Genomic DNA, 14546 nt, shown 5'->3' with positions numbered 1-14546 from the left:
GTGCGCCCGCTCTCTCGAACGCATGGCGTTCGCGGACTTACCCCACGATCTAGGCGTGGAGTTCCTTCACCTGCTCCTCATTGATCTCGGGATTCTTTCTGCCACCGCGTTCAAACACGCCGGAGGCGCCCTCAAGGAGCGCACGTTTCCATTGATGGATCATCGTCGGATGCACCCCGAACCGGCTTGCCAGCTCGGCGGCGGTCTCCTCACCCTTCAAGGCTTCCAGCGCGACCTTCGCCTTAAATTCAGGCGCATGTTGTTTGCGTTTCGACATCTCTGATCTCCTTTTCGTCGAAGATCAGCAGACTGCAAATCGTAGCTTACGTCACTGTCCGAATTTCGGGGGGTAGCTCATTATACGGAAAGATAAACTCTGATGTCTTCGGAACCGACTGAATGATTTTTAACGCCTCAGGGGGCAATTTTACGATGACGTTATTTCTCTTCTTTTTGCGAGGATGCTTCATCTGCCTAACTAATATTGTACTTTCGGAAATATTCAGGTCGCTCCAACGAAGTCGGCAAATCTCACTAAGGCGTCGACACGAATAGATTGCGAACACGCTGATAGTGATTACAGGAATTTTTTGCCGCTTGTTGGCAAGCACAGCATTGAATATTTTATCCAGTTCTTCGAGAGATGGCCTGCGTTCACGTTCTTCAGAACGGACAAGAATTTCATCCTCCCATAGTATCGTCATTGCTCGAACAATGACATCATATGGTACATCGGCTTCACGTTTTGCAGCCCATTTAAGTGAAGATGCCAGTATGGCCATGTAACTTGCAGCAGTCTGAGGAAGTATCCCAGTACCGAGAAGATCATCAGCCATGGCTCTGAACCATTTAATGTCAATGCTGTGCGCTGGCACCTGACAACGTTCATGTTTAATCAGCAAATCTAAGGTTCGTTTGGCCGAGCGCTCCATGGACCGCCCTTGGTCCCTCTTTTTTTGTAACAGCTCGCATACAAGAACTTGGCTTGCCTCCTCTTCTTTCTGTGTAGGCACAAGCACTCCCAGTTGAATTTTAGCCAGAGTGTCGTCACGCCATTTTTGGGCTTCATTAAGGGTTGAAAAGGTCTTGCTTGCGCTAACTGGTCCTTGTTCTGTTTTCCGACGAATTTGCACGCAGTATCGAGGCGATCCACCTTTGGGAGATCGAGCCGAAATAAATGGTTCGGAGGAGCAATTTGCCGGTTTTGGAGATTTTGCGATTGGCTCCAGAACTTCCTTTTTGCTTTTTGTAATTGTGTGTTTGGTTGGTTTTCTGGATTTAGAGCGTTTCACATTGTTGGTGGTCCTCCCGTGAGACGAAGATGGCGGGGGAGTGAAAGGTGAACCGGCAGATCTGTTGTGTGAGATTCTTTCAAGAAGGTTTGCGGAGCTATATTGAGTGGATTGAGACATGATTTTCTTCCTTGGTCGTCTATGAGTAGCTGGTGTTGTTTTGTTCCGGCCGGAAATCGCACGATTGAAATTTGTGAAAGTTGGGCCGAAGGATTGGGGAGAATGCACCCATGGGGGGCCCCTTACTTGGGGATGCAGACCGGGTATAAAGCTGCTATTCGGTAGCAAGTGTTCTCGAAAAATCCACGAAAACCACCAGAAATCGGGGCGAATCACAGGAAATGCTGCAAAGTAAAGAAACCACGGAATTTCTGTTATGTGCTTGAATTCAAATGCAAAATTAGCGTATCGATTCAGTATTGCACCCATGATGGATTGGACCGACCGTCATTGTCGGTATTTTCACCGGCTGATGAGCCGTCATGCTTTGCTTTATACGGAGATGGTGACCGCGCCGGCTTTGGTGCGTGGCGGGGCTTTGCATTTGTTGGATTATAACCCCGAGGAACATCCCGTGGCGGTGCAGCTTGGTGGTTCCGATCCGGCGGAGCTGGCGGCTGCGACGGGGTTTTGTGTGGAGCGCGGTTATGACGAGGTCAATCTCAACGTCGGCTGCCCGTCTGATCGGGTGCAGTCGGGGGCTTTTGGTGCGGTGTTGATGAAATCGCCGGATCTTGTGGCCGATTGTGTCAGTGCGATGCAGGAGGCGGCGGGGGATGTGCCTGTGACGGTGAAATGCCGGATCGGGGTGGATGATCAGGAGGCCGCAGAGGTCTTGCCGGAGTTCCTGCGCAAGATGCAGGCGGCTGGGATCGGTCGGATCACGGTTCATGCGCGCAAGGCGTGGCTGGACGGTCTGTCGCCCAAGGAGAACCGCGATATTCCGCCGCTGGATTATCCGCTGGTGCATGAGATGAAGCGGGTTTTCCCCGACATACACCTGTCGATCAACGGCGGCATTGCCTCGCTGGATATGGTCGAGGCGGAGCTTGCGCATATGGACGGCGTGATGGTGGGGCGGGCGGCCTATCACCAGCCTTACGATATTCTGGGCGATGCGGATCAGCGTATCTTCAGCGATGCACGCGCGTGTTTGAGCCGTGAGGAGGTGGTCTTCGCGATGGAAGACTATATCGGGCGGCATGTGGCGGCGGGCGGCAAGCTTGCGCAGATCACAAAGCATATGCTGGGCCTGTTTGCGGGCCAGCCGGGAGCGCGGCGCTGGAAGCGGGTGCTTTCCGAGGGCGCGCATAAAGAGGGCGCGGGGTTTGCCTTGGTGCAAGAGGCCCTGCCGCGCTAGGGCCTTTCATGCGCCTAGGGCTCAATCCACGGCTTTCGGCCCGTCTTTTCCGTCTTTGCTGATCTTGCCGGTCTCCGGCGTCTCCGGTGCAACCTCGACCACGCTTTCCGGCGTGGCGGGCGGCGGTTCTACGGGGCGGGTTTTCTGCGCGGTTTGCGACACGCGCTCGGCCTCGAATGTCTCCGGTGCTGCCCAAGCGCCTGTGCCGGTGGACCAGATGAATTCGGGGTTCTTCGCCCGTTTGGCTTCGCGGCGCAGGCGGTAATCCTCGGCGGTGCGGCTTTGGCGACCCATGACGGTCAGCAGACGCATCCGCAGGTGGTGCAGGATGTCCCAGAACCAGATGCGCAGCGCCAGCATGGCGGGGGTGAATACCAGCGTCAGAACGGTGGCAATGCCGAGGCCGAAGACCACAGCCGTGGCCAGATTGGTCCAGAACTGGGCCGTGGGCGAGTTGATCGTGTAGCCGCCATTGATGAAGTCCAGAGACAGGCCGAACATCATGGGCGTGAGACCCGCCATCGTCGTGATCGTGGTCAGAAGCACGGGGCGGATGCGGTCTTCGGCGGTGCGCACGATGGCTTCGATACGCGGCATGTAGCGGGAATATTCCTGATAGGTATCAATGAGAACGATGTTGTTGTTCACCACGATTCCCGCCAGAGCCACGATCCCCGTGCCGGTCATGATCATGCCGAAGGTCATATCCATCACCAACAGTCCGATCAGCACGCCCGCGGTGGACATGACCACCGCCATCAGCACCAGAACCGAGTTGTAGAAACTGTTGAACTGGGCCAGCAGGATGATGAACATGAGCGCCAGCGCGGCCCCGAAAGCTTTGCCGAGGAATTCGCCGGTTTCCTTTTGCTCCTCGTCATCGCCGGTCCATTCCCAAGAGACGCCTTGGGGCAGGGGCGTTTCGTCTTCCAACCATTGCGTCAGGGTTTCGATCCGTTCCGTGGGGGTGATCGTCACGCCGTCCTCGCGGGTCAACCCGCTGTCGACCGCTGCTTTCACATCGTAGTAGCGCTGTTGATCGACGCGGCTGATGGAGGCGAGTTTTCGGACCGGTGTGCGGGTGATGAAATTGGATAGGGGCACCTGACCGTCAGCGGTGCGGACCTTGAGGCTGTCGAGCGTGGAGAGCACGCGGAATTCTTCGGGCAGGCGCACACGGATATCGATTTCCTCGTCGGATGTGTCCACCCGCATCGTGTCGAGCAGGATGCCACGGGTCACAAGCTGGATCATCCCGCCGACCGTGGCGACATCCGCGCCGTAGCGACCAGCCTTCTCCACATCCACGTCGATCTGCCAGTCGATGCCGGGCAGAGGGCGGGTATCTTCGATATCGGCCAGTGCTTCGGTCTCTTCGAACTTGGCGCGCACGATTTCGGTTGCCTGTTCCAGCAATTCGAAATCATCGGCCTTGAGCCGCAGATGCACGGGCTTGGCCGACGCTGGTCCCATTGAGAGGTTCAGTGTCTCGGTCTGGATGCCGGGCAGTTTGGAGAGCTTCTCTTCAAGCTGCGAGAGCACATAATCGCCGTCATAATCCGGTTTGACATGGGTGTCCTTGAAGAAGAGGAACCCGTCCTCGGTCTCGGTCGGGCGGTCTTCCCACGGGATCAATTCGACCTGAATCTGGCCGATGGTGTCGCGCGGCGCAGACGAGCCGCCGGTGTTGGAATTGAGCCCGCCGTCACCGGCAAATACAAAGGCGTTGTCCACGCCGGGCTGGGCCAGCACAATGTCTTCGGCCTGATGCACCAGCGCGTCTTTTTCGGTCAGCGACAGGTTGCCGCGCGCCTTCACATAGATGATCGCCTGTTCGGGTTCTGTGGCCGAAAAGAACTCGATGCCTTTGTTATTCTTGCCATAATAGCCGAAAACCGAGATCACCGCGAACATGACCGCGACGATGACGATCACAGGCATTACGGGGTTGCCCGCGATGAAATAGGTGAAATGCCCGAAGGCGGAGCGTTTGTAGCCGGAGTCCACCTTTTTCCTGTCCCGCTCGATCCGCGCTGCCGAAAGTGTGATGCCGGTGAGGGACGAGCCGATCAGGAACAAAGCAGCGCCGAGCGCCACGCCGCCCTTGGCTTCGCCGCTCATGAGGTAGGCGGGGTTCATGAGCTGCATCAGGCCGAGAAACACCAGATAGGCCGACGGGATCACCAGAAGCGCGCGCAGCCAGTAGGGCGCCATGTCGCGCAGACCGGCCGAGGCGTGATCAAAGCTCCGCGCGATCCGACCGGAGACGCCGCCCATCACAGGCAGGTAGATCAGCGCCACGATCAGCGAGGCAGAGAGCACAAAGATGATGGTAACGGGGAGCATTCCCATGAATTCGCCCGCCACACCCGGCCAGAACAGCATCGGCAGAAAGGCACAGAGCGTTGTGGCGGTGGATGAGACAATCGGCCAGAACATGCGCTTGGCGGCCTCGATAAAGGCGGCCATGGGGCCTGCGCCCTCATCCATTTTCCGGTCGGCATATTCGACCACCACAATGGCCCCGTCCACCAGCATCCCGACTGCGAGGATCAGTCCGAACATGACGATGTTCGAAATGGTGATGTCCATCAGCCCCAAGAGGATGAAGCACAACAGGAAAGATGTGGGGATGGCAAAGCCGACCAGTAGCGACGAGCGGATGCCCAGCGAGGCCAGCACCACAATCATCACCAACGCAATGGCGGTGAGCACGGAGCCTTCGAGCTGGCTCACCATAGAGGAGACCTGCCGCGACTGGTCATTCGATGTGCCGACAATGATCGCCTGTTGCAACGGCTCCGGCCATGTTGCGAATTCGTCGGCGACCTCCTGTTTCACCAGATCCACCGTGTCGATGATCGGGAAACCTTTGCGTTTGACCACCTGAAGCGCCACGGTGTTTTCGCCATTGAACCGCGCCGTGCCCGTGCGGTCCTCGAAGGTCAGGCGGATGTCGGCCAGATTGCCCAGCGTCACCACACGATCGCCATTGACCTTGACCGGCAGGGACATGACATCGCGCTGGTCGTCGAACGAGGCGGGGATCTTGACCGAGAACGTGCCCTGATCGGTTTCGACCTCGCCTGCGGCGACAAGCTGGTTGTTGTTGGTGACCACGTTGATCAACTCGGCGGCGGTGACATTGTAGCTTTCGAGCTTGAGCGGGTCGATCACCACTTCGAGCATCTCGTCACGATGGCCGGTGAGCTGGGCTTCCAGCACGGGTTCGAGGCTCTCGATCCGGTCCTGCATCTCCTTGGCATATTTCACCAAAGTGCGTTCGGGCACGGGGCCGGTGAGGTTGACGATCAGGATCGGAAATTCGGAGAAGTTGACCTCCGAGACGGTGTAACTGTCGGCCCCTGCGGGAAAATCCGCCTCGACACGGCCCATCCGGTCGCGCACATCGGCGATGGTTTTGGTCTTGTCCCAGCCGAATTCGAATTCAAGCCAGATGCCGCCATAGCCTTCGGAGGCGGTGGCCGACATGGAATCGAGCCCGTCGAGATCGGAGAACTCGGTTTCCATCGGTTTGACGAGCAGTTTCTCGGCATCTTCGGCGGAAATGCCGGGGAAGGGCACGGCCACATAGAGGCCGGGGATTTCGATGTCCGGTTCGCCCTCTTTGGGCAGGCTGACATAGGCATAGGCCCCCGCGATCAGGGTCAGCGCAATAAAGGCCAGAATCATTCGGGCACGTTCACCGGCCCAGTCGACGAGTCCGGTCATTGGGTGGCCTCCGTCTGGATGTCTGTCTCGGGCATGGCCGCATCGGGCGTGTCAAAATGCGGCTCGACCAGAACGCCCGCGCGGACAAACTCCTGTCCCACGGTGATGATGTCGGCCTTTTCGGGCAGACCGGCGACCCAGATGCCCTCGCGCGTGTCGCGTAAGACGGTGACGGGCGCAAACTGTGTGCGACTGTCCTCGCCGACGAGCCGCAGGCCGATCCGTCCCTCGTCATCCAGTGTGAGTGCCGATTGCGGCACCAGATGGGCCTCAACCCCTGCCGAGGAAATGGCGATTTCTACCGTTTGACCGTCGCGGATGGCGAAATCGGGATTTGGTACCTCGACTTCGACGCGGAAGGTGCGCGTGGCGGGGTCGGCGGAGCGCGAGAGGAAGGTGACATTGCCCTGCACCGTCTCCCCCGAAATCAGCCGCGCATCAGCCAGCGCGCCAGGTTTGATCTTGTTCACATCGGTCTCGGAGGCATAGCCCACCAGTTTGATCGGGTCGAGCTGGATCACCATAGCGCAGGGCGCACCGGCTGTCAGATAGGTGCCAAGCTCCGCCGTGTCGCTTTCGAGAAGCCCAGCAAAAGGTGCGGTGATCGAGAGGTTTTCAATGTCGCGCTGGACCTGAGCCACAGCGGCGCGGGCGCTTTCGACACCGGCCTCTGCAGAGAGAATCTGGGTTTCCGAGGCATAGCCCCCTGCGGCCAGTTTACGGGCATTGGCCAGTGCAACTTCGGCTTCGGAGAGCGCGGCATGGGCCTGTGCAAGGCTCGAATCCCGTGTGCCGCGATCAAGGGCGCAAAGCTCTTGGCCTGCGCTGACGGTCGTGCCCTTGCGCAGCGGTTCGTTGATCACGCGCCCGTTGGTCTCTGCTGTCACCTGAACCGTGCGTGCCGCTTCGGTCTCGCCGCGCAGAACCACAGCCGAGTCGAGAATGCGGGCCACGGAATGTCGGGCCACCACAGCCACCGCACGGGCGTCCTGCGTGGCTTTTTGCGCTGGCGGGGCAAAGTCCTCTTGGCTCTCTGCGTTTGCGTCCGTCTGGTCCTGTCCGGTTAGGCGGTCACGCTCGAATATGAACAGATACAGGCCGATCGTGACGAGCAGGGCGATAAGAATGGAGACGATGCGCATGGCTTTACTGTCCTGTGTCTTGTCTTGGGTGGGGTACGCCCCGGAGCAGGGTCCGGATCAAGTTTTCTACCCGAGAAAGAGTTAATGGCATTAACATTGCGTCCAAGATGGGGAATCCTTATGGCAATCACAAGATCGTGTCGGCAATTCTTTCACTTTGGAACCTGTTTTTGCATCTGACAACCTCTGGGCGTGGTGTTGGTTGCGTAGCATTGGCATTTTTGCAAGGCGGGGCCCGTATGGATGAGCGCCCTTGCACAGGGCGCGTCGGATCAGGCCGGAAAGTGCTCTACCGCATTGCTCGCGCGGCTTGGCGCAGGGCCGGAATGGCAGATCATCCATCTGATCTCAGCGCAGGTCTTGGCAATCCGGCGAAGATCGGGGTAAGAGGGTGCAAGAGTTTGAAACCACATGAATCCCGTGCATGCGCAGGGGCGGAGGGCATTTGTGAGCCAGAGCGATACCTTCATCGAGGAAGTGACCGAAGAGGTCCGCCGCGATAAATTCTATGCTTTCCTGAAAAAATACGGCTGGATCGGCATTGTCGCCGTTGTGGCGCTTGTGGGCGGTGCGGCGTATAACGAATACAGCAAGTCTCAGGACCGCGCACAGGCCGAAGCTGCCGGTGATGCGATCACGGTCGCTTTGGGATTGGATACGCCCGAAGCGCGGGCCGAGGCCTTGGCTGAAGTCCCTGTCGAAGGCGACGCGCGTGTGGTTGCTGCGATGCTGCGTGCTGGTGAGCTTCATGCCGCAGGGGATGTCAAAGGCGCTTTGACGGTTCTGGCGCCGCTGATGGCGGATGATATGCTGGCGCCGGTCTATCGTGATCTGGCGGTTCTGAAATCCGCGATGATCGGTGCGGGGGAAATCCCGCCGGAAGATCGTGTGAAACAGCTTGCCGCCATTGCCAGCCCCGGCGCGCCCTACCGGCTTTTGGCCGAGGAGCAGATTGCCGCCGCTCAGGTCGAGATGGGCGAAGTGGAAGCGGCGATTGAAGGCTATCGGGCCATCTCGCAGGATGTCGGGGCAAGTAATGCCTTGCGTCGGCGTGCGGCTCAGATGATTGTGGCCCTCGGGGCCGATCCTGCGGAATAGAAAAACGCGTCGGGATCGTGGAATGAAAGGGAGTGCGGGTATGATCGGTCGATCTGGCAAAGCGGGGCTTTTCACAGCGATGCTGGCGCTGACGGCGTGTGGCGCGGGGCGTGAGGAGATTCTTCAGGGACCGCGTGTCGATTTGCGCGACGGTTCACCTCTGGCGGCTGCAACAGCCACCGAAACACCGCAAAACCGGGCCGAGAGCATTTCTCTTGGTCAGCAAGTTTCACGAGACTCATGGACCATGACCGGCGCAGGGCGCACTCATGCCTCCGGCCATAATGCCTTTACCTCCGGCGCGCCGAGCCTTGTGTGGACTGCCGATATCGGAAAGGGTAAGACTCGCAAGACCCGCCTGACGGTTGATCCTGTGGCTGCACAAGGGTTGGTCGTAGCGATGGATGCGGAAGCGCGTCTGACAGCCGTATCCGCAAGCTCCGGTGCAACAGCATGGTCGGTGGACCTGACGCCCGCGGGCGAGAAGCCGGGCAAGGTTTTCGGCGGTGCTTTGGCGATCTCCGGCTCCGTGCTATATGCGACGACCGGTTACGGCGATCTTGTCGCGCTTGATTTGAAAACCGGTGGCGAAATCTGGCGGCAGCGTCTCGATTCTGTCGGGGCTGCGGGGCTCACAGTCTATGACGGGCTGGCCTATGTGGTTGCGGGCAACGGGCGCGCTTGGGCGGTGGATACTTCCAACGGGCGCGTGAAATGGCAAATCTCCGGCCCCGAAAGCATCACCTCACGCGTCGGGGCAACCTCTCCGGCGGTGTCGGACAAATTCGCGATTCTGCCTTTTGCCTCCGGTGATCTCTACGGCGTATTCCGCAAGGGCGGTGTCCGCTACTGGACCTCCTCTCTGGCCGGTCAGCGCAAGGGCGTGGTCTATGCCAACGTCTCCGACATCACCTCTGATCCGGTTGTGATTGGCGGAAAATTCTATGTCGGCAATCAGGCCGGACGCTATGCCGCGTTCAATCTCGAAACCGGCACGCGGATATGGACGGCAGACGAGGGGGCTTATAGCCCTGCGTCTATCGTGGGCGGCTCTGTCTTTATCGTGACGGACCGCAACGAGCTGGTGCGGCTCTCGGCCTCTAGCGGCGAGCGGATCTGGGGTGTGCAACTGCCCTATTTCACCACGGAAAAAGAGCGCAAGCGCAAAACCGTCTTTGCCCATTACGGTCCCGTGGCCGCAGGGGGCAAACTTTGGGTGGCCTCGGATGACGGAATGCTGCGCGGCTTTGATCCTGTTTCGGGCGCATTGGCAGCCTCGGTTGCTCTTCCCGAAGGCGCGGCCTCGGACCCGATTGTTGTCGGCGGGGTGATGTATCTCCTGCTGGAAAACGGCTCTCTGGCTGCTCTGCGCTGATTCTCTTTGACGGGCGGCCCCGAACGGGTGTATCGGGGCTGCTTGAACCCACACCCGGAGCCTGTCTTATGTCCTTTTCTCTCGCCATCGTCGGTCGTCCCAATGTGGGCAAATCGACCCTGTTCAACCGCCTTGTAGGGCGGCGCTTGGCGTTGGTGGATGACCAGCCCGGTGTAACGCGCGATTTGCGCGAAGGTGAGGCGAAGCTGGGCGATCTGCGCTTTACCGTGATCGACACGGCGGGGCTTGAAGAAGCGACCGACGCCAGCCTTCAGGGCCGGATGCGCAAACTCACCGAACGCGCGGTAGATATGGCGGATGTCTGCCTGTTCATGATCGACGGGCGTGCAGGTGTTTTGCCTGCCGACGAAGTCTTTGCCGATATTCTGAGAAAACGCGCCAAACATGTGATCCTTGCGGTGAACAAGGCCGAGGGAAAAGCGGGCGAAAGCGGCTTTCTGGAGGCCTATGGTCTCGGCATCGGCGAGCCTTTGCGCCTATCTGCCGAACATGGCGAGGGGATGCCCGATCTCTATGATGTGCTCAAACCGCTTGCGGCGCAGTTTGATATTCGCTCGGCGCAAGAGCAGCCCGAGGTTGATGTCGAACTGACCGAGGAAGAGCAGGAACTGGGCGAGGGCGAAGACATCGGTGGCGCGTCGCGCGATTTCACCATGGACAAGCCTTTGCAGATTGCTGTCGTGGGGCGTCCCAATGCGGGCAAATCCACGCTGATCAACAAGCTTCTGGGTGAAGATCGCCTGCTCACCGGACCTGAGGCGGGGATCACGCGCGATTCTATCTCTGTGACGATGACATGGAACGGCACGCCCGTGCGGGTGTTTGACACGGCGGGGATGCGCAAAAAGGCCAAGGTGCAGGAAAAGCTGGAAAAGCTCTCCGTCGCCGATGGTCTGCGTGCGGTGAAATTTGCCGAAGTGGTGGTCGTGCTTCTGGACGTCTCTATTCCGTTTGAACAACAGGACCTGCGCATCGCCGATCTGGCAGAGCGTGAGGGCCGTGCGGTTGTGATTGCCGTGAACAAATGGGACGAGGAAAAAGACAAATCCAACAAGGCCAAAGAGTTGCGCGAAGAATTTGCACGGCTTCTGCCGCAGCTTCGTGGTGCGCAACTGGTCACGGTTTCCGCAATGACGGGCAAGAACCTCGACAAGCTGCAAGAGGCGATTCTTGATGCCCATGCGGTTTGGAACCGTCGCGTGTCGACCTCGCGTCTCAACAGCTGGCTGGGTGCCATGACCACGGCCCACCCGCCGCCTGCACCCGGTGGCCGCCGGATCAAACTGCGTTACATGACGCAGGTGAAGGCCCGTCCGCCGCAATTCATTGTGATGTGTTCGCAGCCGGATGATCTGAACGACAGCTATAAACGCTACCTTATCAACGGGTTGCGCGAAGACTTTGATATGCCGGGCACGCCGATCCGGTTGTTCTTCCGTTCTCAGGCAGATAAGAACCCGTTCAAGAACAAGACCAAGTCTACACCGTCGCGGCTGCGTAAACACCTCGGCAAAGAACGTGCCGACGCGCCGAAGGTCAAGAAACAGCGCCCGCCGAAACGCTGAACCATCCGTGCGGGTGTCTGCTTTTGGTGAGGATGTTATGAAAAAGGGGCCCGTCGCGGCCCCTTTTACTTTGATAGTGTCGTGTGAAGCTCTGCCTTACAAATCCAGTTCAACCCAGATCGGCACATGGTCGGACGGTTTGTCTTTGGCCCGCGTATAGGCGTCGATCTGACAATCGGTCAAAAGATCGGCGGCCTGTGGCGATAAAAGGAAGTGGTCAATCCGGATACCGTCGTTTTTCTGGAAGGCTCCGGCTTGGTAATCCCAGAACGTATAGGTCTCCGGCGCACCATTGCGGACCCGCAGCGCATCCGTGAGGCCGAGATTCATCAGTTTGCGAAACTTCGCGCGGCTTTCCGGTCGGAACAGCGCGTCGTCTTTCCATGCCTCGGGGCGTTTGGCGTCTTCGGGCTGGGGGATGAGGTTGTAGTCGCCCGCCATCAGAAACGGTTCTTCGAGCGCCAAAAGCGCCTCGGCACGCTGTGTCAGCCGGTCGAACCATTTGAGTTTGAAGTCGTATTTCGATCCGGCCACCGGCTGGCCATCGGCGTCGAGATCGACCGGATTGCCGTTGGGCAGGTAGAGCCCGCAGATGCGGATCGCGCCTTTGTCGCCAACCACGGTGGCTTCGATATAGCGGGCTTCTTCGTCATCGGCCCCGTCGCGCCCTGCGCCCTGTGCATCGGGCAGGCCACGGGTCACGTCTTCGAGCGGCAGTTTCGACAAAAGCGCCACGCCGTTGAACGATTTCTGACCGTGGGTTTCGACATTGTAGCCCATGTCCTCGAAAATCTCGCGGGGGAAATTCTCGTCGACGGATTTGATCTCCTGCAAGATCGCCACATCGGGTTCGGCTTCCTTGAGCCAATCCTGAAGGGCGTTCACCCGCGCTTTGATGCCGTTGATGTTGAAACTGGCGATTTTCATGGGCGCTCCTTCTTTTGTCCCTTTCTAGGGGGATCACTGGCGTTCGGCAATGGCCCGACCGGCTGCGGCGGCAGAGGCCCATGCCCATTGGAAGTTGTAGCCGCCGAGCCAGCCCGTCACATCGACCACCTCGCCGATGAAATAGAGGCCGGAGACAGATTTGGTTTCCATCGTTTTAGATGACAGCCCGTCCGTGTCCACGCCGCCCAGTGTCACCTCGGCGGTGCGGTAGCCCTCCGAGCCTGTGGGTTTGAGGGGTAGGGCGTGGATATGGTTCGCCAGATCCTGAATCGCCTTGTCCGACTGGTCGGCAAGATTTCCCCGCAGGTGCCACTTTTCGGCCAGAGCCGTGGCCAGCTTGGCCGGAAACAGGGTGGCCAGAGCGGTGTGCATCTGGCGACGGCCATTGTGGCTGCGCTCGGCCTTGAGGGCTTCGAATGCGTTTTGTGCGGGCGAAAGGTCTACCGTGATCGTATCCCCTTCGCGCCAGTAGTTCGAGGCCTGAAGAATGGCCGGTCCGGAGAGGCCGCGATGGGTGAACAGGAGTGCTTCGTCAAAGGACGTGCCATTGGCCGTGACGCGGGCCTCAATGGCGGTGCCCGCAAGTGGTGCGATCCATTCCAGTTCATGGGGGGCAAAGGTCAGCGGCACGAGGCCGGGGCGGGTGTCCAGTACCCCAAGGCCGAATTGCGCGGCGATCTGGTAGCCGATCCCCGTGGCACCCATTTTCGGAATGCTCTTGCCGCCGGTGGCCACCACCAGATTGCGCGCCTGCACCGGCTGACCGTTCAGAGAGACGGTGAACCGCGTGCCGTCATGGGAAATCTCGCCCACCTCGGTGGAAAGCCGCAAGTCGGCAGCGCGGGATTCGTGCAGCAGCATGTCGATAATGGCGGCGGATTTGCTGTCACAGAACAACTGCCCCAAGCCTTTTTCTGGATTTTTCTCATGCCATGTGATGCCATGCTGCGCCAGAAGGTCGATGAAATCCCATTGCGTGTAACGCGCCAGCGCCGATTTCATGAAATGCGGATTACGGCAGATGTAATTGTCCGGTGCGGCGTAGAGATTGGTGAAATTGCATCGCCCGCCGCCTGAAATCCGCACCTTGTCGGCGGGGCGTTTGGCATGGTCCACCACAAGCACGGAGCCGCCTGTAGCGGCTGCGAATTTGGCGCAAAACAGTCCAGCGGCCCCTGCGCCCAGAATAAGAGTATCGACTTGGGTCATGGGGCGGTTTGAACAGGCTGCGCGTTCTATTGCAAGCCAAGAAAAAGCCCCCGAGTGACGGGGGCTTTGGGGTGTCTGTGTTTTATGGGAAACCTGACGTCCGTGGAGGCGGAGGATCAGTCGCTTTCATGCACCTGTGCGGTGGCGCTTGGCGTGGTCGTGTCGTCCGTGTAGAGCACGGCCAGCACATCATTGAGCGCAGGAGTTTTGAAATTGACCCGCACATCACTGTTGGCACCTGCCTTCACGGGGGTGGAGCCGAGAACCTTGCCCTCTGTGCCGCTTCGCGCGTCATAGGCATAGATCACCCCGTCAGCATCGGCGCGCACAAGCTCAAGGGTCACGCCGGAGTTGGTGTTCTGGGCATCGCCGACCTTGATGTAATTTGCACCGGCAAAAGCGGCGGAACCGGCAGCGGCCAGCAGCGTGGCAGCCACAAGAGTTTTTACGGTGTGGGTGATCATTGTCTTTGTCCTTTTATCCTTTGCGAGACACCGGCGATATTGCGCGGCGTTTTCCCGGTCCTGTCTGATATGGGATGAAGGGCACTAAGGTTAAGGGGTTGAAAGATCACAAGATTGCGCGTGAAAAGTGACGGTTTCGTGTGTGAATTCCTGTCGGGGTTTCTGTGTATTTACGCGCGATGGAAAGGCGCAGGTCCTGCGTATAAAGGCGGCTTTCGCCTGTCTCGTGTGGTGAGGACGTGCGGGGTTGTGGAATGGTCCGGCGTTTTGCAGGTCGCGACAGAGAGCAGAGCGCGTGAATGTGAAAAGGGAGATCCGAAGACCTCCCTCAAAACCACGT

Annotated in this window: 12 protein-coding genes; 5 read left to right on the top strand and 7 right to left on the bottom strand. The window is 58.9% G+C overall.

Annotated features, from left to right (window positions below):
- Nucleotides 1-49: 49 nt before the first annotated feature.
- Both BM152_RS10640 and BM152_RS10635 read right to left on the bottom strand, forming a co-directional pair.
- On the bottom strand, nt 50-277 hold the full coding sequence (locus tag BM152_RS10640; protein ID WP_066599749.1) for an IS3 family transposase: 228 nt from the start codon (nt 275-277) through the stop codon (nt 50-52).
- Between the two features lie 46 nt (nt 278-323).
- A complete protein-coding gene (locus BM152_RS10635) occupies nt 324-1292 on the bottom strand; it encodes a site-specific integrase (protein ID WP_158527957.1) in 969 nt (322 codons plus the stop codon).
- A 376-nt stretch (nt 1293-1668) separates the two neighbouring features.
- Between BM152_RS10635 and dusA the strand changes: the two genes are divergently transcribed.
- Nucleotides 1669-2652 carry a tRNA dihydrouridine(20/20a) synthase DusA gene (gene dusA, locus BM152_RS10630; protein WP_074914173.1) on the top strand — a complete coding sequence of 328 codons (984 nt, stop codon included), beginning with the start codon at nt 1669-1671 and terminating at the stop codon, nt 2650-2652.
- A 21-nt stretch (nt 2653-2673) separates the two neighbouring features.
- Here dusA and BM152_RS10625 read toward each other — a convergent pair whose 3' ends face one another.
- Both BM152_RS10625 and BM152_RS10620 read right to left on the bottom strand, forming a co-directional pair.
- Nucleotides 2674-6384, bottom strand: coding sequence for an efflux RND transporter permease subunit (locus BM152_RS10625; RefSeq protein WP_066599757.1), 3711 nt, complete (start codon nt 6382-6384; stop codon nt 2674-2676).
- A complete protein-coding gene (locus BM152_RS10620) occupies nt 6381-7526 on the bottom strand; it encodes an efflux RND transporter periplasmic adaptor subunit (RefSeq protein WP_066599760.1) in 1146 nt (381 codons plus the stop codon). Before BM152_RS10620 ends, BM152_RS10625 begins: the two co-directional genes overlap by 4 nt.
- A 243-nt stretch (nt 7527-7769) precedes the next feature.
- On the opposite strand from BM152_RS10620, the gene BM152_RS19285 reads away from it, so the two are divergent.
- From BM152_RS19285 to der, 4 genes are all read left to right on the top strand, one after another.
- Nucleotides 7770-7913, top strand: coding sequence for a hypothetical protein (locus BM152_RS19285; RefSeq protein WP_156444346.1), 144 nt, complete (start codon nt 7770-7772; stop codon nt 7911-7913).
- A 60-nt stretch (nt 7914-7973) separates the two neighbouring features.
- On the top strand, nt 7974-8624 hold the full coding sequence (locus tag BM152_RS10615; protein WP_074914198.1) for a hypothetical protein: 651 nt from the start codon (nt 7974-7976) through the stop codon (nt 8622-8624).
- 40 nt (nt 8625-8664) lie between these two features.
- Nucleotides 8665-9999, top strand: a complete 1335-nt coding sequence (locus BM152_RS10610) for a PQQ-like beta-propeller repeat protein (RefSeq protein WP_066599766.1) — start codon at nt 8665-8667, stop codon at nt 9997-9999.
- A gap of 68 nt (nt 10000-10067) precedes the next feature.
- Nucleotides 10068-11585 carry a ribosome biogenesis GTPase Der gene (gene der / locus BM152_RS10605; protein WP_066599769.1) on the top strand — a complete coding sequence of 506 codons (1518 nt, stop codon included), beginning with the start codon at nt 10068-10070 and terminating at the stop codon, nt 11583-11585.
- Nucleotides 11586-11681: 96 nt separating this feature from the next.
- Here der and xth read toward each other — a convergent pair whose 3' ends face one another.
- The 3 genes from xth to BM152_RS10590 form a co-directional block, all read right to left on the bottom strand.
- Nucleotides 11682-12512, bottom strand: a complete 831-nt coding sequence (xth, locus tag BM152_RS10600) for an exodeoxyribonuclease III (protein ID WP_066599771.1) — start codon at nt 12510-12512, stop codon at nt 11682-11684.
- Nucleotides 12513-12545: 33 nt separating this feature from the next.
- On the bottom strand, nt 12546-13742 hold the full coding sequence (locus BM152_RS10595) for a BaiN/RdsA family NAD(P)/FAD-dependent oxidoreductase (protein ID WP_066599773.1): 1197 nt from the start codon (nt 13740-13742) through the stop codon (nt 12546-12548).
- A 116-nt stretch (nt 13743-13858) separates the two neighbouring features.
- Nucleotides 13859-14206, bottom strand: coding sequence for a DUF7282 domain-containing protein (locus BM152_RS10590; RefSeq protein WP_066599774.1), 348 nt, complete (start codon nt 14204-14206; stop codon nt 13859-13861).
- Nucleotides 14207-14546 lie beyond the last annotated feature (340 nt).

This window comes from Celeribacter halophilus, assembly GCF_900114135.1.
Lineage (GTDB): Bacteria > Pseudomonadota > Alphaproteobacteria > Rhodobacterales > Rhodobacteraceae > Celeribacter > Celeribacter halophilus.
The sequence above is the reverse complement of the archived record's forward strand: the minus strand, read 5'-3'. Positions and strand labels throughout refer to the sequence as shown.

Coding starts and splice junctions, on each gene's coding strand:
- BM152_RS10640 (WP_066599749.1), bottom strand. CDS start 277: ATGTCGAAACGCAAACAACATGCGCCTGAATTTAAGGCGAAGGTCGCG.
- dusA (WP_074914173.1), top strand. CDS start 1,669: ATGTGCTTGAATTCAAATGCAAAATTAGCGTATCGATTCAGTATTGCA.
- BM152_RS10625 (WP_066599757.1), bottom strand. CDS start 6,384: ATGACCGGACTCGTCGACTGGGCCGGTGAACGTGCCCGAATGATTCTG.
- BM152_RS10620 (WP_066599760.1), bottom strand. CDS start 7,526: ATGCGCATCGTCTCCATTCTTATCGCCCTGCTCGTCACGATCGGCCTG.
- BM152_RS19285 (WP_156444346.1), top strand. CDS start 7,770: ATGAGCGCCCTTGCACAGGGCGCGTCGGATCAGGCCGGAAAGTGCTCT.
- BM152_RS10610 (WP_066599766.1), top strand. CDS start 8,665: ATGATCGGTCGATCTGGCAAAGCGGGGCTTTTCACAGCGATGCTGGCG.
- der (WP_066599769.1), top strand. CDS start 10,068: ATGTCCTTTTCTCTCGCCATCGTCGGTCGTCCCAATGTGGGCAAATCG.
- xth (WP_066599771.1), bottom strand. CDS start 12,512: ATGAAAATCGCCAGTTTCAACATCAACGGCATCAAAGCGCGGGTGAAC.
- BM152_RS10595 (WP_066599773.1), bottom strand. CDS start 13,742: ATGACCCAAGTCGATACTCTTATTCTGGGCGCAGGGGCCGCTGGACTG.
- BM152_RS10590 (WP_066599774.1), bottom strand. CDS start 14,206: ATGATCACCCACACCGTAAAAACTCTTGTGGCTGCCACGCTGCTGGCC.